This is a genomic window from Nonomuraea purpurea, from assembly GCF_042650645.1.
In the GTDB taxonomy this organism is placed as follows: Bacteria; Actinomycetota; Actinomycetes; order Streptosporangiales; family Streptosporangiaceae; genus Nonomuraea; species Nonomuraea purpurea.
In genome coordinates, this window is record NZ_JBHSBI010000005.1 from 17127 (window position 1) to 40444 (window position 23318).

The 23318-nt window shown below is 69.5% G+C and carries 24 protein-coding genes; 11 read left to right on the forward strand and 13 right to left on the reverse strand.

All coding sequences use genetic code 11. From position 1 onward, the window contains the following. Positions 1 to 19: 19 nt before the first annotated feature. From ACFOY2_RS11265 to ACFOY2_RS11290, 6 genes are all read right to left on the reverse strand, one after another. Positions 20 to 1468 carry a sensor histidine kinase gene (locus tag ACFOY2_RS11265; protein ID WP_379527913.1) on the reverse strand — a complete coding sequence of 483 codons (1449 nt, stop codon included), beginning with the start codon at positions 1466 to 1468 and terminating at the stop codon, positions 20 to 22. Further along, positions 1465 to 2163 (reverse strand): response regulator transcription factor, encoded by a 699-nt coding sequence (locus ACFOY2_RS11270; protein WP_379527914.1) that lies wholly within the window; start codon positions 2161 to 2163, stop codon positions 1465 to 1467. The genes ACFOY2_RS11265 and ACFOY2_RS11270 overlap by 4 nt, the downstream gene beginning before the upstream one ends. Before the next feature lie 25 nt (positions 2164 to 2188). Beyond that, complete coding sequence (locus tag ACFOY2_RS11275; RefSeq protein ID WP_379527915.1) at positions 2189 to 2944, reverse strand: hypothetical protein; 756 nt, start codon at positions 2942 to 2944, stop codon at positions 2189 to 2191. A gap of 5 nt (positions 2945 to 2949) precedes the next feature. Continuing rightward, positions 2950 to 3846: an ABC transporter ATP-binding protein gene (locus tag ACFOY2_RS11280; RefSeq protein ID WP_379527916.1), complete on the reverse strand. Its 897-nt coding sequence runs from the start codon at positions 3844 to 3846 to the stop codon at positions 2950 to 2952. Between the two features lie 183 nt (positions 3847 to 4029). Further along, complete coding sequence (locus ACFOY2_RS11285; RefSeq protein WP_379527917.1) at positions 4030 to 4383, reverse strand: MmcQ/YjbR family DNA-binding protein; 354 nt, start codon at positions 4381 to 4383, stop codon at positions 4030 to 4032. Between the two features lie 116 nt (positions 4384 to 4499). Next, the gene (locus ACFOY2_RS11290; RefSeq protein ID WP_379527918.1) at positions 4500 to 5414 is read right to left on the reverse strand and encodes a LysR family transcriptional regulator; all 915 of its coding nucleotides are present in this window, start codon (positions 5412 to 5414) and stop codon (positions 4500 to 4502) included. A 99-nt stretch (positions 5415 to 5513) separates the two neighbouring features. Between ACFOY2_RS11290 and ACFOY2_RS11295 the strand changes: the two genes are divergently transcribed. Next, on the forward strand, positions 5514 to 5906 hold the full coding sequence (locus ACFOY2_RS11295; protein WP_379527919.1) for a VOC family protein: 393 nt from the start codon (positions 5514 to 5516) through the stop codon (positions 5904 to 5906). Continuing rightward, positions 5903 to 6514: an NAD(P)H:quinone oxidoreductase gene (wrbA, locus tag ACFOY2_RS11300; RefSeq protein ID WP_379527920.1), complete on the forward strand. Its 612-nt coding sequence runs from the start codon at positions 5903 to 5905 to the stop codon at positions 6512 to 6514. The genes ACFOY2_RS11295 and wrbA overlap by 4 nt, the downstream gene beginning before the upstream one ends. A gap of 251 nt (positions 6515 to 6765) precedes the next feature. Here wrbA and ACFOY2_RS11305 read toward each other — a convergent pair whose 3' ends face one another. Both ACFOY2_RS11305 and ACFOY2_RS11310 read right to left on the reverse strand, forming a co-directional pair. Continuing rightward, positions 6766 to 7167, reverse strand: a complete 402-nt coding sequence (locus ACFOY2_RS11305; protein WP_379527921.1) for a hypothetical protein — start codon at positions 7165 to 7167, stop codon at positions 6766 to 6768. A gap of 189 nt (positions 7168 to 7356) precedes the next feature. Then, on the reverse strand, positions 7357 to 7854 hold the full coding sequence (locus ACFOY2_RS11310; RefSeq protein WP_379527922.1) for an HIT family protein: 498 nt from the start codon (positions 7852 to 7854) through the stop codon (positions 7357 to 7359). A gap of 232 nt (positions 7855 to 8086) precedes the next feature. On the opposite strand from ACFOY2_RS11310, the gene ACFOY2_RS11315 reads away from it, so the two are divergent. Beyond that, positions 8087 to 8422: a helix-turn-helix domain-containing protein gene (locus ACFOY2_RS11315; protein ID WP_379527923.1), complete on the forward strand. Its 336-nt coding sequence runs from the start codon at positions 8087 to 8089 to the stop codon at positions 8420 to 8422. 144 nt (positions 8423 to 8566) lie between these two features. Here the strand turns inward: ACFOY2_RS11315 and ACFOY2_RS11320 are convergent, their stop codons facing one another. Next, positions 8567 to 9880 carry a helix-turn-helix domain-containing protein gene (locus tag ACFOY2_RS11320; protein WP_379527924.1) on the reverse strand — a complete coding sequence of 438 codons (1314 nt, stop codon included), beginning with the start codon at positions 9878 to 9880 and terminating at the stop codon, positions 8567 to 8569. Positions 9881 to 10154: 274 nt separating this feature from the next. Here ACFOY2_RS11320 and ACFOY2_RS11325 point away from each other — a divergent pair, with 274 nt between their 5' ends. The 3 genes from ACFOY2_RS11325 (at position 10155) to ACFOY2_RS11335 (ending at position 11459) form a co-directional block, all read left to right on the forward strand. Further along, the gene (locus ACFOY2_RS11325; protein ID WP_379527925.1) at positions 10155 to 10436 is read left to right on the forward strand and encodes a hypothetical protein; all 282 of its coding nucleotides are present in this window, start codon (positions 10155 to 10157) and stop codon (positions 10434 to 10436) included. A gap of 238 nt (positions 10437 to 10674) precedes the next feature. Continuing rightward, the gene (locus ACFOY2_RS11330) at positions 10675 to 11127 is read left to right on the forward strand and encodes an ATP-binding protein (protein ID WP_379527926.1); all 453 of its coding nucleotides are present in this window, start codon (positions 10675 to 10677) and stop codon (positions 11125 to 11127) included. Beyond that, positions 11124 to 11459 carry a hypothetical protein gene (locus tag ACFOY2_RS11335; protein ID WP_379527927.1) on the forward strand — a complete coding sequence of 112 codons (336 nt, stop codon included), beginning with the start codon at positions 11124 to 11126 and terminating at the stop codon, positions 11457 to 11459. The genes ACFOY2_RS11330 and ACFOY2_RS11335 overlap by 4 nt, the downstream gene beginning before the upstream one ends. A 310-nt stretch (positions 11460 to 11769) precedes the next feature. Here the strand turns inward: ACFOY2_RS11335 and ACFOY2_RS11340 are convergent, their stop codons facing one another. Both ACFOY2_RS11340 and ACFOY2_RS11345 read right to left on the reverse strand, forming a co-directional pair. Continuing rightward, the gene (locus tag ACFOY2_RS11340; protein ID WP_379527928.1) at positions 11770 to 12957 is read right to left on the reverse strand and encodes an MFS transporter; all 1188 of its coding nucleotides are present in this window, start codon (positions 12955 to 12957) and stop codon (positions 11770 to 11772) included. Between the two features lie 186 nt (positions 12958 to 13143). Continuing rightward, the gene (locus ACFOY2_RS11345; RefSeq protein WP_379527929.1) at positions 13144 to 13659 is read right to left on the reverse strand and encodes a TetR/AcrR family transcriptional regulator; all 516 of its coding nucleotides are present in this window, start codon (positions 13657 to 13659) and stop codon (positions 13144 to 13146) included. A gap of 53 nt (positions 13660 to 13712) precedes the next feature. Between ACFOY2_RS11345 and ACFOY2_RS11350 the strand changes: the two genes are divergently transcribed. Then, a complete protein-coding gene (locus ACFOY2_RS11350; protein WP_379527930.1) occupies positions 13713 to 14876 on the forward strand; it encodes a cysteine desulfurase family protein in 1164 nt (387 codons plus the stop codon). Here ACFOY2_RS11350 and ACFOY2_RS11355 read toward each other — a convergent pair. Continuing rightward, a complete protein-coding gene (locus tag ACFOY2_RS11355; protein WP_379527931.1) occupies positions 14869 to 15942 on the reverse strand; it encodes a DUF695 domain-containing protein in 1074 nt (357 codons plus the stop codon). The genes ACFOY2_RS11350 and ACFOY2_RS11355 overlap by 8 nt on opposite strands. A 39-nt stretch (positions 15943 to 15981) precedes the next feature. Here ACFOY2_RS11355 and mnmA point away from each other — a divergent pair, with 39 nt between their 5' ends. Beyond that, entirely contained in the window at positions 15982 to 17040 is a 1059-nt protein-coding gene (mnmA, locus tag ACFOY2_RS11360) for a tRNA 2-thiouridine(34) synthase MnmA (RefSeq protein WP_379527932.1), read from the forward strand. On the opposite strand, the gene ACFOY2_RS11365 is transcribed toward mnmA, so the two are convergent. Further along, complete coding sequence (locus ACFOY2_RS11365) at positions 17033 to 17665, reverse strand: MBL fold metallo-hydrolase (protein ID WP_379527933.1); 633 nt, start codon at positions 17663 to 17665, stop codon at positions 17033 to 17035. The genes mnmA and ACFOY2_RS11365 overlap by 8 nt on opposite strands. A 24-nt stretch (positions 17666 to 17689) precedes the next feature. On the opposite strand from ACFOY2_RS11365, the gene ACFOY2_RS11370 reads away from it, so the two are divergent. The 3 genes from ACFOY2_RS11370 to ACFOY2_RS11380 all read left to right on the forward strand — a co-directional run bounded on the left by ACFOY2_RS11370 (position 17690) and on the right by ACFOY2_RS11380 (position 23318). Further along, positions 17690 to 18673, forward strand: a complete 984-nt coding sequence (locus ACFOY2_RS11370) for a methionine synthase (RefSeq protein ID WP_357808940.1) — start codon at positions 17690 to 17692, stop codon at positions 18671 to 18673. A 60-nt stretch (positions 18674 to 18733) separates the two neighbouring features. After that, positions 18734 to 20917 carry an NAD-dependent DNA ligase LigA gene (gene ligA / locus ACFOY2_RS11375; RefSeq protein ID WP_379527934.1) on the forward strand — a complete coding sequence of 728 codons (2184 nt, stop codon included), beginning with the start codon at positions 18734 to 18736 and terminating at the stop codon, positions 20915 to 20917. A 328-nt stretch (positions 20918 to 21245) separates the two neighbouring features. Further along, positions 21246 to 23318, forward strand: a complete 2073-nt coding sequence (locus ACFOY2_RS11380; RefSeq protein WP_379527935.1) for a putative bifunctional diguanylate cyclase/phosphodiesterase — start codon at positions 21246 to 21248, stop codon at positions 23316 to 23318.

Here is a 23318-nt window from a genome sequence, read left to right on the forward strand (position 1 = left end):
CCGCCGGGACGGCTGGCGTTCACCGCTCGTCTGGCGGCTGGTCGAGTGCGGGGAGCCGGATCAGGAAGGCCGCTCCCTGACCGGCTGACGAGCGCAGCTCCACGCGGCCCCCGTGGGCGGTGACGATGGAGCGGACGATGGCCAGCCCCAATCCCGCCCCTCCCGTAGCACTGGAGCGTGAGCCGTCCGCCCGGTAGAAGCGGTCGAACACCCGCTCCGCCTCCTCATCACTGAGCCCGGGACCTGAGTCCTCGATGACCAGCACGGCCTCCGCTCCATCAGTCCCCACACCGATCCTGACCGGTGTGCCGGAGGGTGTGTGGGTGACGGCGTTGCCGACGAGGTTGCTGACCACCTGTCGCAGCCTGGCCTCGTCCCCCAGCACCGGTGCGCTGCCTGCCGCCCCGCCGGAGGGGCCGGTGAAGGCGATCGGGCGGGACGGGTCGAGCGCGGTGAAGTCGTGTCTGGCGTCGGCGGCCAGCGTGCGGAGATCCATGGGGGTGAGGTCGAGACCGGGAGAGTCGCTCTCGTCGAGACCCGCCAGCAGCAGCAGGTCGTCCACCAGCCGCGCCAGACGTCCGGACTCGCTCTCGATGCGGGCCAGCGCGGGTTCGGCCTCCGTGCCGCCCATGCGGTACAGGTCCGAGAAGCCCTTGATGCCGAACAGCGGGGTACGCAGCTCGTGGCTGACGTCGGCCACGAAGCGGCGCATGCGAGCCTCCGACTCCACCCGCGCCGTGACCCCCTGCTCGATCTGGGCGAGCATCTTGTTGAGCGAGCGGGCCAGCCGTCCGACCTCGGTGTTCGGCGTCGCGAGCTCGGGCACGCGCCTGGTCAGGTCGCCGTCCGCGATGGCCGCCGCGGTCTCCTCCACGCGGCGTAGCGGCGCGAGCCCGGCCTTGATCGCGATCCCGCCTGCCAGTGCGAGTACGGCGAGCAGCACCGAGCCCCCAACGAGGGAGGCCGTGCGGACCCGGTCGAGGGTGGAGTTCATGCCGTCGAGCGACACGGCCGCGACGACGCCCGAATATCCCCCAGAGCTCGTCCCCGCCCGTGGGAGTGCCACCGCGCGCCACTGTTCGCCGTCCGCCCCGCTCACCGTGAACGGCCGGCCCTCCCGCTCGGCGACGGCGGCGGTGTCGAGCCTGGGCAGCGTGGGCCCCTGAGCGTCGCGCAGCTCCCTGATCACCGTCCCGTCGGCCGACAGGTACGCCGCGTAGCTCCGTACGATCAGGTCGAGCTCGCCCAGGGCCGAGGACGTCCTGTTCACCTCCCGCATCCTGGTGAGGAAGTCGGGCGGGATGGCGGCGACCGCCTTGCCCAGCGGCGCCAGTTGCGCGTCCACGCGGGCCAGGAGCTGGGTTTCGAGCTGGCGTACCAGGACCGAGCTGATCACCACGAGGCCCACGACGAGCAGCGCGACCGTGATGGCGAGCAGCCGCGCGCGCAGCGACAGCCGCCTGATCATGGTTTGGGTTTGCGCAGGACGTAGCCGACGCCGTGGACGGTGTGGATCAGCTTGGGTTCTGCGGTGTCGAGCTTGCGCCGCAGATAGCTGACGTAGGTGTCGACGATGCTGGTGTCGCCCGCGAAGTCGTAGCGCCAGACGTGCTCCAGGATCTGCGCCTTGGACAGCACGCGGCCGGCGTTGAGCGCCAGGTGGAGCAGCAGCCTGAACTCCGTCGGCGACAGGCGTACCGGACGGCCCGCCCTGGTCACCTGGTGGCCGTCGGGGTCGACTTCGAGGTCGCCGACCACCAGCACGTCGGGGACCCCGCCCGTCCGCCGGAGGATGGCTCTGATGCGGGCGAGCAGTTCCTCCAGGTCGAACGGCTTGGTCACGTAGTCGTCGCCGCCCAGCCGGAGCCCGTTGATCTTGTCGGCCCTGGTGTCGCGCGCCGTCAGGAAGAGCACGGGCACGGGCCCCGGGCGGCCGCCGCCTCTGGGCAGGTCGCGCAGCCGCCTGATGACCTCGAAGCCGTCCAGGTCGGGCAGCATGACATCGAGCAGGACCAGGTCGGGCGGATCGCGCCGGGCCGACTCCAGCGCCTGTTCACCGTTCTCGGCCGAGCTCACGGTGAAGCCCGCGAACCGCAGCGTCGCCGACAGCAGCTCTTTGACCGTGGGCTCGTCGTCGACCACGAGCAGCCGCTCGCCCAACACCAGCCACCTCCCGAGTCCAGCGTAATCAGGCGTCGCGATTTTTGAACCGGACGAGCGCGGCAATCTGCATGACCGCCACGAATCCGATGAGCAGCCCGAACCCCGCCCAAAGTGGCAGTTCGGAGGCGCCGGAGACGGACCGGAAGGCAGCCATGCTCGGCCAGTACGTGGACATCAGCTCGCGGAAGAATCCCGGGGCCGCGCCGGACATGACGGGAGTCAGGAGGAAGGCGGTGCTGACGTTCACGGCGGCGGCCGTGCCACGCAGCAGGAAGCCCAGCGTCAGCCCGAACAGCGCCAGCAGCGTGAGCACCAGCGGCGCGAGCAGCAGTATGCGCAGGACGGCGGGATCGCCCGGCATCAGGTACGGCGCCCCGCCCGAGGCCAGCGTGGTCTGACCGGTCGTGTACATCAGCCACACCGAGGCCACGCTGACCGGCAGCGCCGTCAGCACGGTCATACCGGCCTTGGCCACCAGCAGCCGGCCCCGCCTGCCCACGGCGGCGACGCTGGCCCGCATCGTGCCCGACCCGTACTCGGAGGAGGCGACCAGCACGCCCAGCGCCGCGATCAGCAGTTGGACGATGAACAGCCCGCGCATGCTCATGTCCAGCGGCTGGAAGTCCAGCCGCTCCTGCGGTGTGGCCGTGGCGTACTCCCCGGCCGCCGAGCTGCTGAACATCCACCCGAGCAGCGCCGACACGGCCACGGCCGCCAGGGACAGCACCATGGTGGCCCTGATGCTGCTGAACTTGGTCCACTCCGCACGCAGCGTGCCCATCTCGATCATCGTGCCGCTCCGAACTCGACGCTGTCGCGGGTGAGCCTCATGAACGCCTCTTCCAGCGACGGGCGGTGCGGCGTCAGCTCCCACAACGGCACGCCCTCGGCCGCCGCCAGCCTTCCGACGTCCGGCGCGCTCATGCCCGTGACCAGCAGCTCGCCATCGATCCCCACCTCCACCAGGGCGCCGGACAGCTCCAGCCGGCGGGCGAAGGAGGTCTCCGGCGTACGCACGATCACCGCCGCCCCCGCCTCGGTGAACTCGCCGATCTCCCCCTCCGCGATGAGCCGGCCCTTGCCGATCACCACCAGGCGGTCCGCGGTCAACGCCATCTCATTCATCAGGTGGCTGGAGAGCAGCACCGTACGCCCCTCGGCCGCCAGGCCGCGGATGAGCGTACGAATCCACAGGACGCCCTCGGGGTCCAGACCGTTGACCGGCTCGTCGAGCAGCAGCACCGGCGGATCCCCGAGCAGGGCCGCGGCGATGCCCAGCCGCTGGCTCATCCCCAGCGAGAACCCGCCCGCCTTCTTGTCCGCCACGTCCGAGAGCCCCACCAGGTTGAGCACCTCGCTGACGCGGCCGGCCGGCAGATCGTTGCTCTGGGCCAGGTAGAGCAGGTGCTTGCGGGCGCTGCGGCGCGGATGCACGGCCTGCGCCTCCAGCAGCGAGCCCACCGTGCGCAGCGGGTGCAGGAGCTCGCGGTGCGAGCGGCCGTTGATGGTGGCGGTGCCGGAGGTGGGCAGGTCGAGGCCGAGGATCATGCGCATGGTCGTCGTCTTGCCTGCGCCGTTCGGGCCCAGGAAGCCGGTGACGAGGCCGGGCCGGACCGTGAAGGTGAGATCGTCCACGGCCAGGACGTCGCCGTGGCGTTTGGTCAGTCCGTTGAGCTGGATCATGTGGTCCAGCGTGGGGCGGTGGGTTGGGGGTGTTCTGAGCGCTTCTGTGAGTTCTCTGTGAGCGGTGCCGCCGTCACGTGGGAGTGTGGTGGCGGGACGGGCAAACCCACAGAGAACTCTCAGAGGGATTCGGTGCCGGCGGGCGTGGCTGTCAGGTGATGTATCCCGGCACCGAGGCAGCGCTCATGGGAGGCGGGCGACGAGTGTCTTGGGGGCGATCTGCCGGTAGGCGTCGATCACGATCTCGCCCACCTCGTCCCAGTCGAGGCTGGGAACGTCCAGATAGACGCCGACCCACCCGCGATGCCCCACATACGGCGGCCGGAAGAACCGCTCAGGGTCTTCCAGCACGAGCTCCTCCTGCACGCCGGGAGCGGCCGCGCACCAGAACGCCAGCCGGTCGTCATGGTGATGGTCGGCGAACATCACGAACGTCTTCTTGTCCCTGACGAACCACGTGGGTTCGCCGTGACTGAGCCGTTCCGTGGTCTCCGGCAGGGCCAGGCAGAGCTCGCGCAACTGCTCCAGTTCTTGCATGGCGGGCCTCAGCGGGTGAGCGTGAGCGGGTTGATCAGGTCAGCGTAGACCACCAGGCCCGCCGTGATCATCATCGCCGTCCAAGCCTTCGCCAAAAGCGTCCCGGGGCGGGCGGGTCAATCGCGGGTCCGCATGGCGGTGAGGACGGTTTCGGCGGTCTGCGCCAGGGCGATGACGCGGGCCGTGGTTCTTCTGGTGAGCCAGGCGAGTGCGCTACATGAGCGGGGGAGTCCTGTGATGGGGATGTAGGCCACGCCCGGGTAGCGGTAGTGCTCGGCGAAGGAGCCTACGGTGGCGTGCGCGGCCGTTCCGAGGGCGACGAGAGGGAGGACCTCGGTCAGGCGGTGCACCTCGTGGCGTGGGATCAGTCGTCCTGACGGGGTGTGGGGCGGGAGGAAGGCGTTCATCAGCTCACGCGGGACGGTGGCGATGTCGATCATCGTGAGGTCGCCGAGGTCTTCGGCGTCCGCCTGGCCACGGCGGGCGAGGGGGTGGTCTGCGGTTATCGCGAGCACCCGTTTTTCGTCGGTCATGATGGGGCCGACGGTCAGGTCCGAGGCGGTGTTGGGCAGGCGGATGACGAGCGCGTCCCCTGCGCCGGATCGCAGCCAGTCGAGTTGCGCCTCGAACGGGATGTCGCGCACGACCACCGTGCAATCCGGGTAGCGGGTCTCGAAGGTGCGGATGATAACAGTGAGGTGCGGGCCGCCGTATATCGGCGGGTCGAACATTCCCAGGTGAATCGTTCCCGCCACGCCACGGGCCATCTCACGCGCTGATGTGAGCGCCGCCGCGAGAGCGTCGTGCGCCGGCTGCAGGTGGTCGCGAAGCTGCCGGCCCAGTGGGGTCAGAGTGACGCGGCGGCTGGTGCGGTCGAACAAGGCGCCACCGATACGCGATTCCATGGAACGGATGGTCTGGCTCACCCGTGAGGACGTGAGTCCGACCCGCTCCGCCGCCCGCCCGAAGTGCAACTCATCGGCGACCGCAAGGAATGTGCGGATTTCCCGCAGTTCTATTCCCTCGATCATGTAGCCAGGCTACCCGGTGGAAGAAGAGATCTGTTCTTGATCGGCCTTACCCGAACTGCCGAAGATATGGCTTGTCCAGCCAATTCATTTGGAGGCCATATGGCAATCGAGTTCAACCACACGGTGGTCGCGGCGCGTGACAAGGAACGATCGGCGGCCTTCCTCGCCGAGGTGCTGGGGCTGCCGCAGCCTTCGGCGTTCGGCCCCTTTGCGGTGGTCGAGACGTCCAATGGCGTCAGCCTGGACTTCTTCGCCACCGACGGGCCGGTGCTCTCACAGCACTACGCATTCCTGGTCTCGGAGGCGGAGTTCGACGCCGTCTGGGACCGATTGCGAGCCCGGGACATCACGTTCTACGCCGACCCCGGTCACAAAGAGGCGGGCACGATAAACAGAAATGACGGTGGCCGTGGCATGTACTTCGCCGACCCGGACGGGCACAACCTCGAAGTGATCACTCGTCCCTACGGCAGCGGGGAGGCGCGGTCATGATCTCGCGCATCGCGGTCATCTACTACTCGGCGACCGGCAACGTGTACGCCACGGCCAAGGCCCTGGCTGAGGGCGCGGAGGAGGCCGGTGCCGAGGTGCGCCTGTTACGGGCTGCGGAGACGGCCCCGGACCGGGCGATCGATCGCAACCCCGACTGGCGGGCGCACCTCGACGCGACCACGAACGTGCCGGTCGCCACCCTCGACGACCTGATCTGGGCCGACGGCTACGGCTTCGGCACCCCGACTCGCTTTGGCAGCATCGCCGCGCAGCTCAAGACCTTCCTCGACACGACGGGAGGCATCTGGGAAGCCGGTCATCTCGCCGGCAAGCCGTTCACCGCGTTCACCAGCACGGGCGAACGGCATGGCGGGCAGGAGTCCACGCTGCTGTCTGTGTACAACGTGGCCTACCACTGGGGCTCGATCATCGTCCCCACCGGTTATGTCGACTACGACATCATCCACGCGGCAGGCGGCAACCCCTACGGGCTGAGCAACATCTCCGGTGAGGGCGAGCCGAGTAAAGAACTGCTGGTGGCCGCACGATTTCAGGGAGGCCGGCTGGCGCGCATCGCCGCCGCGGTGGCCCATCTGCGCGCCGCATGACCACGGCCGCGGCCGCGCCGGCGCGACAGGCCGGCGCGGTGCCACGCGTCGCGCTGATGGCACTGGCGGCGAGTGCCTTCGTGATCGCGGGTCTGCTGCCCGCGATCGCAAGCGGGCTCAAGGTGTCCATCCCGGTCGCGGGTTCGTTGATCTCCGGGTACGCGTTGGCGATCGTCGTCGGCGGGCCGTTGTTCACGGCGGCCGGTTTACGGGCGCCTCGGCAGAGGTTGCTCGTGCTGGCCGCCCTTGACTCAGAAGCGCTTCGTGTAGCGGGTGCCCCGGTAGTAGATCTTCACGCCATCCGGCTCGGAGGCGCTGTGCCCGAAGGAGTACTTGCCGATGTTGCGATAGTGGGACTTGCCTGAGGCGACCGAAACATAGCCGAAGTCGGACTGCCGGTCGCGCACGATGGCGTACTTGGTCGTGCGGGCGCAGCGGTTCTCCACCCGGACCTGCCACTTGGGATCGGACCAACCCTTGTTGTTCAGCTTGGTGCGGGTGGCTTTCACACAGGAGGGCCAGGCGGCGGCCGCGCGCTGGGCGCTCGAGCTTGCTACCTGGGTCAGGCCGGTGGCCGAGCCGGTGGCGGCCTGCGCGGGGAGTGGGGCGGCGAACAAAGTGGCGCCCGCAGCCAGGAGGGGGAGGACTCGCATCGGGTTCCTTCCGGAGTAGTGAGTTTCGCCGGGGGTGGCGTACATATTTGGATGCGTCCAAAATTGGATTGGTTCGTCCTGGGAGTTCAGTGGTGGCCCGAGCGCTCGGCCGCTGTGCCTCTTCGCCCGCTCGCGGCGACTCGGCCGCGAAGTTGTGAACGCCGATCAGAAGCCTGTCCGGATCAGCCGCTACGCCAGTGCCTGCCGGACGCGGGCGGCCAGGTCCTCGGCCTGTGCCTGCGTCCAGGGGATCACGCCGTGCTCGGACATGAGCGCGTGGAACTGCTGCCGTTCGTACGGGGTGCCCGGTGGGAGCGGGGCGATGTGCCAGTGCAGGTGGGCGTTGCCCTGCTGGCTGCCGAGTGAGAGCAGGTACGTGCGTTCCGACGGGACGACCGACTCCACGGCCAGCGTGACCTTCCTGACCACGCGCATCAGGTCGAGGTAGGCGTCCTCGTCGAGGTCGCGTACGGCGTGTTCGATGTGCTGCTTCGGGCTGACCAGCAGGTAGCCGGGCATGGTGGGGTAGCGGGCCAGGAAGGCGAGGTGGCGGTCGTCCTCGTAGACGATCTGCTCCAGGGTGTAGGCGGGGTCGCCGGCCACGATGGCGCAGATGAAGCAGGGGGACGATCGTACGCGGGCGACGTATGCCTCGACGTCGAAGGGCACGTTCCTGTCAAGGTCCATGCCCTGATGGTCTCAGGCCGCGATGTCGGCGGCGCTGGCCGCAGGTGAGCACGCCACCTCTCCTTCCTCAATGGTGCGGATGAACTCCTCGTGTGCTGGACGGCCTCGCAGACCTAGCGCCACGTCTCCTCGAATTCGGCGTTGTGACGCTTCTCCAAGTAAAGGATTTGCCACACTTCTGGGGTGGGGGAGCGGAGTACCTGACCGAACGCGAGGCGGAGGAGAAGGACCGATGACGAATTTTCCCAAGTGGAGCGACGTCCGTGCCGACATCGTGACCACCTCCGGCGGTGAGGAGGTCGTGGCTGAGGCCCGGCGGCGTAATCAGGCCTACATCGATGGATACCGGCTGGCCGAACGGCGCAAGAGCCTGGGCCTGTCACAGGCCGAGGTCGCTGACCTGATGGGAGCCACTAAGAGCCGGGTCTCCCAGGTCGAACGCGGTGAAGTGTCCACCGTGGAGGCCATCGCCCGCTACGTGCGGGCCCTCGGTGGGCAGCTCCAGATCTCGGCCGTGTTCGGCGATGACCTGTACATCCTGCGTGGCACCGACACCCACGCCGCATAACTCGAACACCCTCTGCACGGCCCGATCACGCAACTCGGGAGTACTTCCTCTGTGCGAGCTTGGCTCCCAGCCTTCCAGCCTTGACGAGAGCCGAGAAGAGCGGAGGTCTCCGTGACGCCCCTGCCCTTTTGCTGGGCAGGGGCGTCACGACTTGCCTTGCTCAATGGTCAGCAGGGACCGCAGATCCCCAACTATCGGCCGGTCCCGTTGATCCAACGGCACCGCCCGCAAAACCATGCGTGTGGTTTGTGCGATGGCGTTCGTCCGGTAGGTCGGTTCGATGCCGTCCAAGACGGCGGTCGCCTGCTGCACACCCCGGTCCACACCGCCGCTCACCACCAGGCACAGCGCCGTAAGCAGCTGCGCGTTGGCGGTGTACTGATAGTCCCCGCTGATGGCCAACACCCGAGCGTGTGCCTCGGCCGTTTGTTCTTCTCGCCCCGCGCCCGCAGACACCCACAGCTGCGCATAGGTGAGCTGCCCATGTCGCCAGTACTCGGGCATGATGCTGACTGGCAGGCCGCCCGTCTCCAGCCGGTCGCGGATACCGTCGAGCACGTCTCCTGCCTCGACGTGGCGACCGAGCATGCTCAGGGTTCGAGCCCGCACGACGTCAATCAAGGCCGCCCCGTAGGTGTGTGGTGCCTGATGCACGATCCTGTCCGCACTCTCCACCAGGCGTAGGACGGTTTCGGGGGCGCGCTGTCCACTGCCGAGGCCGATCCCGGCTTCGGTCGCGCGGACCCCCAACTGGAGATGCAGGTCACGGGATACGTCGGCTTGCCGTCGAGCCGTGCTCCACCAGCGCAGCGCCTCCCCGTACTTCCCCAACCGCGTCAGCACGTTGGCGTTCAGAGTGGACAGCGCGGCCAGCACTCGATACATGTCACCGGCCTGGGGGTGATCCGGCCCGAACTGCGCGGTGATCTGCTTCGCCTGACGCAATGCGGCTAGGAGATCGATGTGCAGGTCGTGCTGTGCTTGCGCTGGTGGGCGATTGCGTATGGCGTGAAGGTGGTCCGCGCACGCCAGCTCCCAGTCCTCGACTGATCGCGAGACGGGGATGCTGAGGTCGATGAGCTGGCGGAGGGCCTCGGCCGGTCCCAGCGCTCCGAGCCCGGCGGCTATTTGGAGTAGTCGGCGGCGTTCCGTGGCTTGCTCCCTGCTTGCGCGATACAGGTCTCTTTGGTTAAGAGTATGCGTGTGATGCATCTCGCTGGAAAGCGTACAAAACTCTGCATCTCGCCCTTGAGTCACATCCTCATCAAGAGCATCGATGAGCCTGCCGCCAGCGTTCAATCTTTGGTCTATAGAGGCGGCAGTCTCCGGCGTCGGGAGTTTTACCCCCTTCTCCAGTTTTGTCACATAGCTGGGGGAAATATGCGCGTGAGCTGCGAGTGCGCGCACCGGCATGTTGCCCCGCATTTCCCGCAATATCTCGCCAAACCGTGTGCCCATAAAGCGCCCACCGCCCTGACCTGCATTGACCGTTGTTGACCCTCGTAGGTCAACAACAGGAACTCCTGGTCACCAGCTAGCCCCTAGAACTGGCTCTTTGCACTGGTCACGCTACTCCTGGATGGCGGAACTCACATCGGGTTCAGTTCATCGCGTTCCACCGCCAAAAGGTGGCTCGAATTGATCTGTTAGGAGAGGCAGGGAAATGCATGGCTGGCTCCACAGTGCGCCGACTGGAAGCGCATCGTGCCCGGCGGAAGGCCTGGCCCGTCAGATGGCGGACCATCTGCGGCATCTCGGCATCGAGTCCCGCATCTCAGCGTGCGAGGGGATCGCGCTGGTGGGGATCTGGTCGGTGGGGCTGACGGTGTGGTGCGAGTGCGTGGCGGAGGGCTGGCGCTTCCGCTGGTGCGTGAACGGCCTGGATGAGCGGTCGCGGTGGAGGTACACCTCGTGTCCGGCCACGGCGGTGGAGACGGCGGCGCTGCGGATCGAACGGCTTTACCGGAGTCAGTACCTGGCCATTCACGGGGACGTCCCCACGGAGTTCCAGTGACGGCGGAGAGCGAGACCGGCTGTCGGACGGCTAGGCAGAGCCGTTGACGTAAGGCCTTACGGCTGGCCGGGGTCCTTCCCCCTCGGCCGGTCGATCCTGCCCTGGTGATGCCGTCGCGGGATGACGGCTGCCGCCATGCCAGGGCGTGCGGCCCCTGCTTGACCCGCTTGCAGGGGCCGCACATTCATCAACGGGCGGACGTCGGCGACTCCGGCATCCGGATCTGGAAGGTGACGCGGTGAGCGAACGGTTTCTCGCGGAGATGGTGGTCCCGGGAGTGGAATGTTCGGTGCCGCTGCTGCGGCGTTTCGTCGGGCAGGTGCTGACGGCGGCGGGGCACCGGAGTGTGGACGATGCGCAACTGGTGGCAGGCGAGTTGGCGGGCAACGCCGTCGTGCACACGCGATCGGCGCGGCCGGGCGGCTTGATCGTCGTGGGGGTGGCAGCGATCGGTGACGCGCTGGCCCGTATCGAGGTGATCGACGAGGGGGCGTTGACCGTTCCTCGGCCCCGTAAGGCTGGCGTCGGGGACTGTCATGGGCGTGGTCTGTGGCTGGTGGAGCAGGTGTCGGCGCGGTGGGGAATCGGCCAGGAGCCCTTCGGCGGGACCGTGGTCTGGGCCGAGGTGTTCACTGCGGAGGACACGCCGGACGGTGCTTTCGCCGTGCCGGCCTGCGAGGTGGAGGTGTGACGCCGCCGACCGGGGAGGCAGGAGGGGCCGGGTGGATCAGCCGGGGCGACAGGCCGCCGCGCTGCCTGAGCCCTCACGTCAGTCCGCCGACGTCGCATTGCGAGCGCCTGAACTGGACCGCTCCGGACCGGTGGCTGTTCGACGGGCGAGTTCTCAGATGGACGTGCGATTGCACGGGCAGCTTCTACGAACTGCGCCAGGCGGGCGGCCTGCGGTTCATCCGCTGGACGCTCCGCGAGCAGGAAACGGACGTGATCAGGGTGAGCGACCCGTGGCCCGCCAAGGTGGCAGACGCGCAGTGGACCGCCCTTCTGATGGGCCACCTCCGATAAGGCGAGCTCAGATAATCGGACGGCGAAGAGGGCCAGCCCAACCTGGCCCGGTCGGACAAAGCAGATTTGAGGGAGGTACTCGCCTGACGAGTCGGCGAAGCGGCTTTTCGGCGGGGGTTTGGGGGGCTGTGCCCCCCAATGTCGCAGCCCGAGCTCCCAAGCGCGAAGCGCCCCCTCCGCGAGGACCGCGCTTGTAGAGCCGGGGGTTTGGGGGGCCGCGCCCCCCAAACGACACAGCCTGAGACCTTTCGCGCGAAGCGCCTCCTGGGCGAAGACCGTATCGAAGGGCACGTTCCGCTCAAGATCTATCTCAGGCCGCGATGTCGGTCGCCTCCCTGGCGGGCAGCGGGGTGACCTCGGCCGGGCCGGGGCGGGGGAGGAGCCGGGAGGCCAGCGCGATCAGCACGCCCAGCAGGACGCCGACGCCGAGCGCGGTACGCAGCGATGTGGCGTCCGACACGAAGCCGATCGCCACGGGCCCGAGGAGCAGGCCCGCGTACCCCATGGCGCCCGCCTGGGCGATCGCGGGTCCGGGGGAGTCGGTCGCGGTGCCGGCCAGCGACAGCGTCAGCGGCGAGATCGTGGCCACGCCGAGCCCGACGAAGAACATCGCCAGCACCGCCACCAGGGCCGTCGGCGCCGCCAGCACGACCGCGAAGAACCCCGCCGTCGCCACGCCGGAGACCGTCAGCATGCCGCGCACCCCGAACCGCTCCCGCAGCCGGTCGCCGGTCAGCCTGGCGACCAGCATGCCCACCTCGAACACCGGGTAGCCGAGCGCCGCCAGCGCCTCCGGGGCGCCGAGCTCGTCGCGCAGGTACAGGCCGTTCCAGTCGGCCACCACGCCCTCGACCATGAAGGCGAAGAACATGATCGCGCCGAGCAGGTAGACGATCGTCGGCATGCGCCGCCGGGCCGCCGTCGCGGTCGGCGCCGCCGGGGGCTCGTTCAGGTACGTGCGGCCGATCAGGGCCATGACCGGCAGCGAGACCAGGCCGATCAGCGCCACGTTGGCGGTGAACGACAGGCCGGCCGCGATCGCCAGGCTGCCCAGCGCGCCCGCGGTGATGGCGCCGACGCACCAGCCCGCGTGCATGCCGTTCATCAGCGGACGTCCGTGCGCCTGCTCGACCGTCGACCCCTGGGCGTTCATGGCGATGTCGACCATGCCGAAGGCCATGCCGAAGAGCACCACGGCCGCCAGCAGCACCGGGAGGTTGGGGGCGAAGGCCACGGTTAGCAGGCCGATCGCCGTGAGCGGGCCGCCGACCCGCAGGACCGCGCGGCTGCCCACGCGCGCCATGACGCGCCGCATGGACTGCATGGTCACCAGAGCTCCCAGGCCCCATGCCAGCAGGATCGAGCCCACCGTGGCCTCGGACAGGCCGAGTTTGTCGGTCAGGGCGGGGATGCGCACGGTCATCGTGCCCACCATCAGGCCGGCAAGGACGAAGGTGAGGACCGCGCCGTGGCGCGCGTTCCTCAGCTCGCGGGTCATAGGGCATCTACCTTTCGTGTTCTCGCGTATTGCGATATTTCGTGATAAATCGGGCGCACTCAGCCCGCCGCAGTGCCGCAGTGCGGCAGCGCGGAGGTGTAGAGGGTTCAGGGGGAGGGCGGGGACAGCACGACGCCCCGGCCAGTCAGAGGGCCGGGACGTGGCGGTGATTCAGTCGGAGGAAGGTCAGGAGGGCCGCGGTTTGAGCAGCGCTTTCATGCGGCTCTCCAGCTCCTGGAGATCGTCCTCGCTGTTGAGCTCGGGATCGTGGCTGGCCACGTCCCACAGCCCCTCGCAGGCGAGCCGGACGATCTGGGACGCCCGAGGGTCGGGCTCCTCGCCCAGCTCCTCGCGGTGCCATCGGGCCATCGCCTCACGCAGCGGCGCGAGCAGGAAGAGGTTGCCGGACGCCCCCGTGACGACCGCCCATCGTCGCAGCCTGCCCGACCGGACGGCGGCCAGCGTGGCGCCGAGGTAGCGCTCGGTGTAGGTCTGGCCGGGCTGGGTGGACACCAGCTCGTCGAAATCGTCGATCAACCGCTCCACCATGCCCTTGATCAGGGCTTCTTTGGAGCCGTAGTGATACAGGAGCCCACCCTTGCTCACGCCGGCGCGGTCGGCTACGGCGGCCAGGGTGAGCGCGGCCGAGCCCTGGTCGCAGAGGAGCTCCTCCGCCGCGTCCAACAACTCGTCCTTTCGCATGCGTCGACTGTACCGTCCGGACGGTACAGTCGCAAACGAGATACCCTGATGGCGTGACCAGACCGTCGGCCTACCTTGACCATGCGGCGACCACGCCCATGCTGCCCGAAGCAATCGAGGCCATGACGGAACAGCTCAAACAGGTCGGCAACGCCTCCTCGCTGCACGCGGCCGGCCGCCGGGCACGCAGGGTCGTCGAGGAGTCACGCGAGACGATCGCCGACGCGTTGGGCGCCCGTCCGAGCGAGGTCGTCTTCACCTCCGGCGGCACCGAGGCCGACAACCTCGCCATCAAGGGCCTCTACTGGGCGCGCCGGCCGAGGCGGCGGGTCCTGATCAGCTCGGTCGAGCACCACGCCGCGCTCGACCCCACCCACTGGCTGGCCGACAGCCAGGGCGCGGAGGTCGAGCTGCTGGAGGTCGACGAGCTCGGCCGGGTCCACCCCGACACGCTGCGGGCCGCCGTCGAGCGCGACCCCGACGGTGTCGCCATGGTCAGCGTCATGTGGGCCAACAACGAGGTCGGCACCGTCCAGCCCGTCCACGTGCTGGCCGCCATCGCCCATGATCACGGCATCCCGTTCCACACCGACGCCGTCCAGGCCGTGGGGCAGTTGCCCGTGTCGTTCGCCGGCTCGGGGGTCGACGCGCTCACGCTGACCGGGCACAAGGTCGGCGGCCCCATGGGGGTCGGCGCGCTGCTGCTGGCCAGAGGGCTGACGCCGGTGTCGGTGCAGCACGGCGGGGGTCAGGAGCGCGACGTCCGCTCCGGCACGCTCGACGCGCCCGCCATCGCCGGCCTGGCCGCCGCCGTCAGCGCCGCGGTCAAGGAGCAACAGGCCCTGGCCCGCCGCCTGACGTCGCTGCGCGACGAGCTCATCCAGCGTGTCCGCCAGGCCGTGCCCGGCGTCGTGCTCAACGGCGACCCGGAAGACCGGCTGCCCGGCAACGCCCACTTCTCCTTCCCCGGCTGCGAAGGAGACGCCCTGCTCATGCTGCTCGACGCCAAGGGCGTGGAGTGCTCGACGGGCTCGGCCTGCTCGGCGGGTGTGTCGCAGCCGTCCCACGTGCTTTTGGCCATGGGGGCGCAGGAGGCGGCGGCGCGCGGGTCGCTCAGGTTCACGCTGGGGCACACCTCGACCCGCGACGACGTCGACCGCCTGATCGAGGTGCTCCCCGCGGCCGTCGAGCGGGCCCGCAGGGCCGGGCTCAGCTGAGGAAGGCCAGCACGGCCGACCACGAGGGGTCGGTGGCCACGTCCACGCGCGGCTCGCCCTCCTCCCAGCTCACGATCAGCTCCTTGGCGTGGATCGCGGCATCGCCTGTCGGGTCGGCGTACACGTGGATGATCCGGTGCCCCTCGGCGCTCAGGTGCGCGGCCAGCACGGCGTCGCCGCGCAGCTTGAGCAGGCGGGCCGCCAGCCGCTCCTCGAAGTCGCGCAGCGCCGTCAGCGAGTCGCCGACGGGCAGGCCGTTCTCGTCGCGGTGGGCGTACGGGAGCGTGATCGCGATGTGCTGGTCGAAGAGCGGGTAGTCGACCGGGCGCAGGGGGTGACGGGCCGTGGCGACGAGCGGCGCGCCGCTGCCGGTCTGGCCTTCGAGCAGCACCCACTCCTCATCCTGGTAGCCGGAGGCCAGGTCGGCCACCACGGCGGGCAGGTGCACGGCGGCCACGGCGTCGATCGGCTGGAACGTGGCCGGCGTGATCTCGCCCACCCACCTGGCCACGTCGTCCTCGCCGAGCAGCCAGTCGAGGGCCAGCAGCGTGGCTTCCATCCTGGTCTCGTCGTCGAGCTCGCCGAAGATCGGATGGTAGGCGGACACGTCGACCCTGGGCTGGTCGCGCGGCACCCGCAGGCCGAACATCAGCTTGTCGAGCGCGAACTCGTAGCCGCCGACGTCCAGCGTGAGCTCCAGCGCCTGCGGATTGGCCCGCCGCGAGGGATGGAACTCCCACAGCATGTCGGATTCGGGCGCCGCCATGGCCCAGCGGTGCGCGAGCGAGCGCAGCTCCGCGTCGCCCGCGGCCGTCACCACCAGGGCGTGCGCCGCGTTCCTGCCGGGAGCCACCTCCCAGACCAGGTCGGAGTGGATCGCGGCCACGGCGGGGGCGAGCAGCTCCTCCAGCCCCTCGGCCGCGCCGCCGGCCACCATCGAGTCGAGCCGTGGCCTGGTTTCCTGCCACCACGTCCAGAACTCGGCTATGCCGTCGCCGGCCTCGTCTTCCTGTGCGTCCTTGCGCCCGAACAGTCGCATGGCCCGATACTCCCAGACCGGCGCCATGGTCGTGCACTCCCCGCCGGACAGTACGCTGGAAAGGTCATGGGACTGCGTGTGCTTGCCGCCATGTCGGGCGGCGTCGACTCCGCCGTGGCCGCTGCCCGGATCGCCGAGGCCGGTCACGACGTCACTGGTGTGCACCTCGCGTTGTCGGCCAACCCCCAATCCCACCGCACGGGAGCCAGGGGCTGCTGCACGATCGAGGACTCTCGCGATGCGCGCCGCGCCGCCGACGTGATCGGCATCCCGTTCTACATCTGGGACATGGCCGAGCGTTTCCAGCGCGACGTGGTCGAAGACTTCGTGGCCGAGTACGCGGCGGGCCGCACGCCCAACCCGTGCCTGCGGTGCAACGAGAAGATCAAGTTCGCGGCGGTGCTCGACCGGGCGCTGGCCCTCGGCTTCGACGCGGTCGCCACCGGCCACCACGCCAGGCTGGTCGACGGTGTCCTGTCCAGGAGCGTCGACCAGGGCAAGGATCAGTCCTACGTGCTCGGCGTGCTGACCCGCGAGCAGCTCGGCCACGCGATCTTCCCGCTGGGCGACTCGACCAAGGTCGAGGTGCGCGCGGAGGCCGCCAGGCGCGGCCTGACGGTCGCCGACAAGCCCGACAGCCACGACATCTGCTTCATCGCCGACGGCGACACGCGCGGCTTCCTGGCCAAGCGGCTCGGCGCGGCCGAGGGGCCCATCGTCGACCAGGGCGGCGCGGTCGTCGGCAGCCATCAGGGCGCCCACGGGTTCACGATCGGCCAGCGCAAGGGCCTGCACATCGACCGTCCCGCCGCCGACGGCCGGCCGCGTTACGTGTTGTCGATCGAGCCGGTGTCCAACACGGTCACGATCGGCCCGCGCTCGGCGCTGGAGGTCACCTCGATCACGTGCGGCAGCCCCGTCTGGAACGGCCCGTCCGCCGATGGCGAGCTGACCGTCCAGCTTCGGGCGCACGGCGAGGTCTACGGCTGCCGCTACGCCGAGGCCGAGGGCGGCCTGCGCATCGACCTCGACCGCCCGGCCACGGGGGTCGCGGCCGGCCAGGCCGCCGTCCTTTACTCGGGGGCCACGGTCGTCGGCTCGGCGACGATCGTCTCGGCTAGCTGAGGGTGATCGGCTCGCCGATCTGGAGGCGGCGCATGTCGGCGTTCTGCCGGTCCGCCTCCATCTTCAGCCAGTTGTCGACCAAACGCAGCCCGATGTCGCTGTAAAGACCGTCGTGGGTGGAGTACGCCCGTGCCGGCCGGATCGTACGGAGATATTCAACAATCTCCATGAGCTTCAGCCACGGCGCCCCGGTCGGGACCAACAGGGTGGGCACCTCCGCCTCCGGGACGGTCAGGGCGTCACCCGGGTAGAAGACCTCATCGTCGACCAAAAACCCGACATTCTGGACGATGGGCTGGTCGGGGTGGTTCTTGGCGTGCCACTCGCCGAACGCCCGCACCCGGAAACCGGCCGTCTCGAAGTCGTCGCCGTGGCGGACCACCTGGATCTTGGCCGGCACGTCGGCGAGCTGAGCGGCGACGCCCTCGCACGTCCAGACCTCCAGATCGGGCGAGGCCGCCTTGAGCTTGGCGACGTCCACATGGTCGAAATGCTCGTGGGTGATGAGCACGGCGTCGGCGCCGTCCAGCACCGGCTCGTCGGTGAACGAGCCCGGGTCGATCACCAGGACCTTGCCGTTCTTCTCCAGGCGTACGCACGCGTGAGTGTATTTGGTGAGCTCCATTCGCCAGAGCCTACGCTTGTCCCCATGTCTACGTGGGAAGCGACTGGGATCGGCGCGCATCCGGGCGAGGATCACCTTGAAGCGATCAGGGTTGTGTTCGGGGAGGCGCCCGGGCTGCCGTATCTGCCCGAGTTGCCCGGCAGGGGCGTCGGGGCCGACATGGTGGGCAGGACGGCCGGGCTGCTCGTCGATCTGCCCGTCGAAGTGCAACCCTCCGGGTGGCGGCTGGCCGACCGGCCGGGGCGCGACCACCAGCGGGCCGTCGATCATCTGCGGCGGGATCTGGACGGGCTGGAGGAGATCGGCCACGACTACGCCGGGCCGCTGAAGCTGCAGGTCTGCGGGCCATGGACGCTGGCGGGGGCGATCGAGCTCAAGCACGGCGACAAGATGCTCTCCGACGTGGGCGCCGTACGCGACCTCGTCGCCTCCCTGGCCCAGGGCGTGGCCGACCACTGCGCCGAGGTGCGGCGGCGGCTGCCCGGCGTGACGGAGATCGTGCTGCAGCTCGACGAGCCCGGGCTGCCCGGGGTTTTGGCCGGGACCGTGCCGACGGCCTCCGGGTTCGGGCGGCTGGCCGCCGTCGAGGAGTGGCGGGTGGAGGAGTCGCTGCGCTCGTTCGAGGCCCCGATCGTCCACTGCTGCGCGCCGTCGGCGCCGTTCGACCTGCTGCGGCGGGCCGGGGTGCGCGGGGTTTCCGTGGACGCCGCGCTGCTGCGGCGCAGGGACGAGGACGCGCTCGGCGAGGCCGTCGAGGCGGGCCTGGCGTTCTTCCTGGGGGTCGTGCCCGGCACCGACACCCGGCTGCCCGGCCCCGGCGTGGTGGCCAAGCCCGCGCTGGAGCTGTGGCGGCGGCTCGGGTTCGCGCCCGACCGGCTGGCCGCGCAGGTCACGCTGACCCCCGCGTGCGGGCTGGCAGGGGCCACGCCCGGGTACGCGCGCGCGGCGCTGGCGGCCTGCCGCAAGGCGGCCCAGGTGCTCAGGGAGGATCCGGAAAGCGGGTCGTGAGGCGGGTTCTCCTTCGCGCGGTAGCGTTTGCACGGGACGTCGGATGGAAGGGGGCCAGCCGTGAGTGAGGCGCAGACCGGGGGCGTGCCCGTGGCCGCGCTCAAGCGGCATGCCGAGGTGAGCGAGCTGGTCGAGGAGGCCCGCTTGCGCTACTACGTGCTCGACCAGCCGACGGTGAGCGACGCCCAGTTCGACGGGTGGTTCAAAGAGCTGCTCGCGCTGGAGGAGGCCCATCCGTCGCTCCGGACGCCCGATTCGCCCACGCAGAAGGTGGGCGCGCCGGTCTCGGGCGACTTCGCCGAGGCCGTGCACCTGAACCGGATGGAGAGCCTCGACAACGCCTTCAACGACGCCGACCTGGCCGCCTGGACGGCCAGGGCCGAGCGGCTGGCCGAGGGAGAGCCCGGCCCCTACCTGTGCGAGCTCAAGATCGACGGGGTGGCGATCGCGCTGGTCTACCGCGACGGCAAACTGGAGCGGGGCGCGACCAGGGGCGACGGGCGCACGGGCGACGACGTGACGGCCAACGTCCGCACGATCAAGGGCGTCCCGCACCGGCTCCACGGCGACGACGTCCCCAGCCTGGTCGAGGTGCGCGGCGAGGTCTACATCCCGGTCGAAGACTTCAAGAAGTTCAACGAGCAGCTCGTCGAGCAGGGCAAGCCGCCCTTCGCCAACCCGCGCAACTCCGCGGCGGGCACGCTGCGCCAGAAAGACTCGCGCATCACCGCCCAGCGGCCGCTGCGAATGCTGGTGCACGGCATCGGCATCTGGGAGGGCGCCACCGAGCCCCGCGCGCAGTCCGACGTCTACGACCGGCTGCGCGAGTTCGGCCTGCCGGTCAGCGATCTCTACAAGGTGGTTCCCGGGCTCGACGGGGTCGGCGAGTTCATCGAGTACTACCGGGAGCACCGCCACGACCCCCCGTACGAGATCGACGGGGTCGTCGTGAAGATCGACGACTTCCGCACCCAGCGCGAGCTGGGCTCCACCTCGCGATCTCCGCGCTGGGCGATCGCGTTCAAGTACCCGCCGGAAGAGGTCAACACCAAGCTGCTCGACATCCAGGTGGGCGTCGGCCGCACCGGGCGGGTGACGCCGTACGCGGTGATGGAGCCCGTGCTGGTGGCAGGCTCGACCGTCGAACGGGCCACGCTCCACAACGCCGCCGTCGTGGCCAAGAAGGGCGTGCTCATCGGCGACACCGTGGTGCTGCGCAAGGCGGGCGAGGTCATCCCCGAGATCCTCAGCCCGGTGACGGCGCTGCGCGACGGGTCGGAACGGGAGTTCGTCATGCCGACGCGCTGCCCGGAGTGCGGCACGGAGCTGGCCTACGAGAAGGTGGGCGACGCCGACCTGCGCTGCCCCAACGCGCGGAGCTGCCCAGCGCAGATCCGCGAGCGTCTCTACTTCGCGGCCGGACGGCGCGCGTTCGACATCGACGGGCTCGGCTACGTCGCGGCCACCGCGCTCACCCAGCCGCTCCCGCCGCAGGAGCCCGTGGTGCGCACCGAGGCCGACCTGTTCGACCTGACGCTTGACCAGCTCATCCCGATCAGGTCCGTCGTCCGCGACCAGGACAGCGGGCTGCCCAAGATCGACCCCAAGACCGGCGAGCAGAAGGTCGTCTCCTTCTTCTCCAACCTCGACGGCGAACCCAGCGCCAACGCGCGCGTGCTCATCGAGGAGCTCGACCGGGCCAAGCAGGTGTCGCTCGCCCAGCTCCTGGTCGCCCTGTCGATCCGGCACGTCGGCCCGCCGACCGCCCGCGACCTGGCGGGCGCCATGCGCTCGATCGAGGCCATCATGAACGCCTCCGAGGAGGAGTTGGCCGCCGTCGCCGGCATCGGGCCCCGGGTGGCGGCGACGATCAAAGAGTGGTTCGAGGTCGACTGGCACCGCGAGATCATCGAACGGTGGCGGGCCGCCGGGGTGCGCATGGAGGACGAGCCCGCGCCCGAGAAGGGGCCGCAGATCCTCGAAGGCATGACGTTCGTGGTGACGGGGACGCTGGAGGGTTACACCAGAGACTCGGCCGCGGACGCGATCAGCGACAGGGGCGGGAAGGTCGCCTCGTCGGTGTCGAAGAAGACATCGTTCTTGATCGCGGGGGAGAACGCCGGGTCCAAGTACGACAAAGCGGTCAGCCTGGGGGTGCCGATCCTGGACGGGGCCGGCTTCGAGGTCCTGCTGAACGAGGGCCCCAAGGCGGCGGCGGGCCACGCCATCACCCCGCAACCGTAGTCGCCCCGGCCCCTGGGGGCGTGGGACTTACACGCCTCTTGAAAAGTGGCGAAGATCCCATGTCGGATCGGTCATCCGATCACGGGTCATAAGCGTCCAAGACGGGTGGCTGTCCGAAGAGTCAGGACGGCCGGTCTGGAGACGGCGAATGGGGACGACGTGGGCGACTAACCCACGCCGTTGTGCGGCAGCGTGCACGGTTTGCTACTTAGGGTGCTTTTTGGGTATATGTCGGAAAGGAGAAGTGACGGAACGTACGCGCTTGGTTTCGCGAAGTGGGGTGAAGGTCGTACCCTCCCATAGTGACCTAATGGGGGTTCTGTTACCGATGACTGACCCAACCGACACCCGCGACACAGGACCACGCGTCGGCACGCCGTTGTGGGCGTTCCTCGCGGGCGTAACCGTGATCGGCTTCACCGCCCTGGTGGTGGCCATGCTCAGGCTGAACCCGGGCTGGCTGGTGGAACTCGCCCGCACGCCGCTGTTCTGGATGCTGGCCGTGCTGGTGATCCTGGGTGAGCTCAGGCCCGTGATGCTGTCGTCCGCGACGGTCGTGGGCGGCACGTACCCGTCCACGATGTTCACGTTCGCAGTGCTGCTGCACCTGGGGCTGCCCGTGGCGGTGCTGATGCAGGCCGTCGCCGTCGCCATGAACGGCGTGGTGACGCGCAAGTCGTGGCATCGGGTCATGTTCAACATCGCCCAGTCGACGCTGGCGCTGACGGCCGCGGCCGTGGTGCTGGGGATGTTCGGGATCGTGCCGAGCCCCGCCCTGCCGTGGGTGCCGGGCAGCGGCGACGTGCTGCCGATCGTGCTGGCGGGAATCGCGTACTTCGCCGTCAGGGCCACCCTGGTCAGCGGCGCGGTCGCGCTGCACGAACGGCGTTCGATCACCCGCGTGCTGAAGTCCACCTCGGGCCCGCAGAGCCTCGTGTACGCCGGGCTGCTGGGCCTGGCGCCCCTGGTCGTCGTGGTCATGAACCACTCACCCGGCCTCGTGCCCCTCTTCGTCGCACCCCTGGCCGCCGTCTACTTCACCGCCACGCTCTCCATGCGCCGCGATCACCAGGCCATGCACGACGAGCTGACCGGCCTGCCCAACCGCAAGATGCTCATCGTCAGCACCGAGGAGGCGCTGGCCGAGGCCCGCCAGGACGAGCGGGTCGGCCTGTTCCTGCTGGACCTCGACCGGTTCAAGGAGGTCAACGACACGATGGGCCACCCGGTGGGCGACCGGCTGCTGCAGATGGTCGCGCACCGGCTCACCCATTCGGTGCGCCCCGGCGACGTGGTCGCCAGGCTGGGCGGCGACGAGTTCGCCGTGCTGCTGCCCTCGATCAGGGACACCCACGCGGCCAGGGAGGTGGCGGCCAGGCTGCGGGCCGCGCTCACCGAGCCGGTGCGCCTGGAGGGCATGACGTTTGACGTGGACGGCTCGGTCGGGATCGCGCTCTACCCGGACCACGCCCCCGACTTCGAACTGCTGCTCCAGCGGGCCGATGTGGCCATGTACCTGGCCAAGGAGGGACGCACCGGCGTCGAGCTCTACCAGCCGGACAAAGATCGCAACTCCCCAGAACGCCTCAATCTCCTCGGCGACCTGCGCCGCGCCATCGACAACCGCGAGCTGCGCCTGCACTACCAGCCCAAGGTCGGCCTCGGCAACGGCGCCGTCCACGGGGTCGAGGCGCTGCTGCGCTGGCACCATCCGGCCCATGGGCCGATCCCGCCGTCGGAGTTCGTGCCGCTGGCCGAGCAGTCGTACCTGATGCGGCAGCTCACGGCGTACGTGATCGAGGTGGCGCTGGACCAGGCCGCGCGCTGGTGGCACGCCGGGCTGCGGGCGCAGGTCTCCGTCAACATCTCCGCCCGCGACCTGCTCGACTCCGCCCTGCCCGAGCAGCTCGAACTGGGCCTGGCCAGGTACGGCCTGCCGCCGGGGGCCATCCAACTGGAGGTCACCGAGCGCATCCTGACCGGCGACCAGGCCTACACCCAGGAGACGATCAAGGCGCTGGCCACGCTCGGCGTGCCGCTGGCCCTCGACGACTTCGGCACCGGCTACTCCTCGCTGATCAGGCTGCAGCGGCTGGCGGTGTCGGAGGTGAAGATCGACGCCTCGTTCGTGCGCAGGATCGCCGAGTCGGAGGACGACGACCGGATCGTCCGCTCCATCGTGGACCTGGTGCGCTCGCTCGGGCTGCGCTCGGTCGCGGAGGGCGTGGAGACCGACGAAGTCGCCATGCGCCTGGCCGAGATGGGCTGCGACATGGGGCAGGGATGGCTGTTCGGCGAGCCGATGCCGGCCGCGGACGCGACGGCGTGGCTGCACGAGCACTACGAGGCCGCGCCCGACGTGGAGTACGGCTACAGGGCCGAGGTCAGCCGGACCGCTTAA

Bases quoted from the DNA above. Each gene is read 5' to 3' on its own strand.
- ACFOY2_RS11275 (WP_379527915.1), bottom strand. From the start codon at position 2,944: ATGGGCACGCTGCGTGCGGAGTGGACCAAGTTCAGCAGCATCAGGGCC.
- ACFOY2_RS11310 (WP_379527922.1), bottom strand. From the start codon at position 7,854: ATGGACCTTGACAGGAACGTGCCCTTCGACGTCGAGGCATACGTCGCC.
- ACFOY2_RS11345 (WP_379527929.1), bottom strand. From the start codon at position 13,659: ATGCGAAAGGACGAGTTGTTGGACGCGGCGGAGGAGCTCCTCTGCGAC.
- ACFOY2_RS11265 (WP_379527913.1), bottom strand. From the start codon at position 1,468: ATGATCAGGCGGCTGTCGCTGCGCGCGCGGCTGCTCGCCATCACGGTC.
- ACFOY2_RS11365 (WP_379527933.1), bottom strand. From the start codon at position 17,665: ATGGAGCTCACCAAATACACTCACGCGTGCGTACGCCTGGAGAAGAAC.
- wrbA (WP_379527920.1), top strand. From the start codon at position 5,903: ATGATCTCGCGCATCGCGGTCATCTACTACTCGGCGACCGGCAACGTG.
- ACFOY2_RS11315 (WP_379527923.1), top strand. From the start codon at position 8,087: ATGACGAATTTTCCCAAGTGGAGCGACGTCCGTGCCGACATCGTGACC.
- ACFOY2_RS11305 (WP_379527921.1), bottom strand. From the start codon at position 7,167: ATGCGAGTCCTCCCCCTCCTGGCTGCGGGCGCCACTTTGTTCGCCGCC.
- ACFOY2_RS11280 (WP_379527916.1), bottom strand. From the start codon at position 3,846: ATGATCCAGCTCAACGGACTGACCAAACGCCACGGCGACGTCCTGGCC.
- ACFOY2_RS11285 (WP_379527917.1), bottom strand. From the start codon at position 4,383: ATGCAAGAACTGGAGCAGTTGCGCGAGCTCTGCCTGGCCCTGCCGGAG.
- ACFOY2_RS11295 (WP_379527919.1), top strand. From the start codon at position 5,514: ATGGCAATCGAGTTCAACCACACGGTGGTCGCGGCGCGTGACAAGGAA.
- ACFOY2_RS11290 (WP_379527918.1), bottom strand. From the start codon at position 5,414: ATGATCGAGGGAATAGAACTGCGGGAAATCCGCACATTCCTTGCGGTC.
- mnmA (WP_379527932.1), top strand. From the start codon at position 15,982: ATGGGACTGCGTGTGCTTGCCGCCATGTCGGGCGGCGTCGACTCCGCC.
- ACFOY2_RS11340 (WP_379527928.1), bottom strand. From the start codon at position 12,957: ATGACCCGCGAGCTGAGGAACGCGCGCCACGGCGCGGTCCTCACCTTC.
- ACFOY2_RS11355 (WP_379527931.1), bottom strand. From the start codon at position 15,942: ATGGCGCCGGTCTGGGAGTATCGGGCCATGCGACTGTTCGGGCGCAAG.
- ACFOY2_RS11370 (WP_357808940.1), top strand. From the start codon at position 17,690: ATGTCTACGTGGGAAGCGACTGGGATCGGCGCGCATCCGGGCGAGGAT.
- ACFOY2_RS11320 (WP_379527924.1), bottom strand. From the start codon at position 9,880: ATGGGCACACGGTTTGGCGAGATATTGCGGGAAATGCGGGGCAACATG.
- ACFOY2_RS11325 (WP_379527925.1), top strand. From the start codon at position 10,155: ATGGCGGACCATCTGCGGCATCTCGGCATCGAGTCCCGCATCTCAGCG.
- ACFOY2_RS11380 (WP_379527935.1), top strand. From the start codon at position 21,246: ATGACTGACCCAACCGACACCCGCGACACAGGACCACGCGTCGGCACG.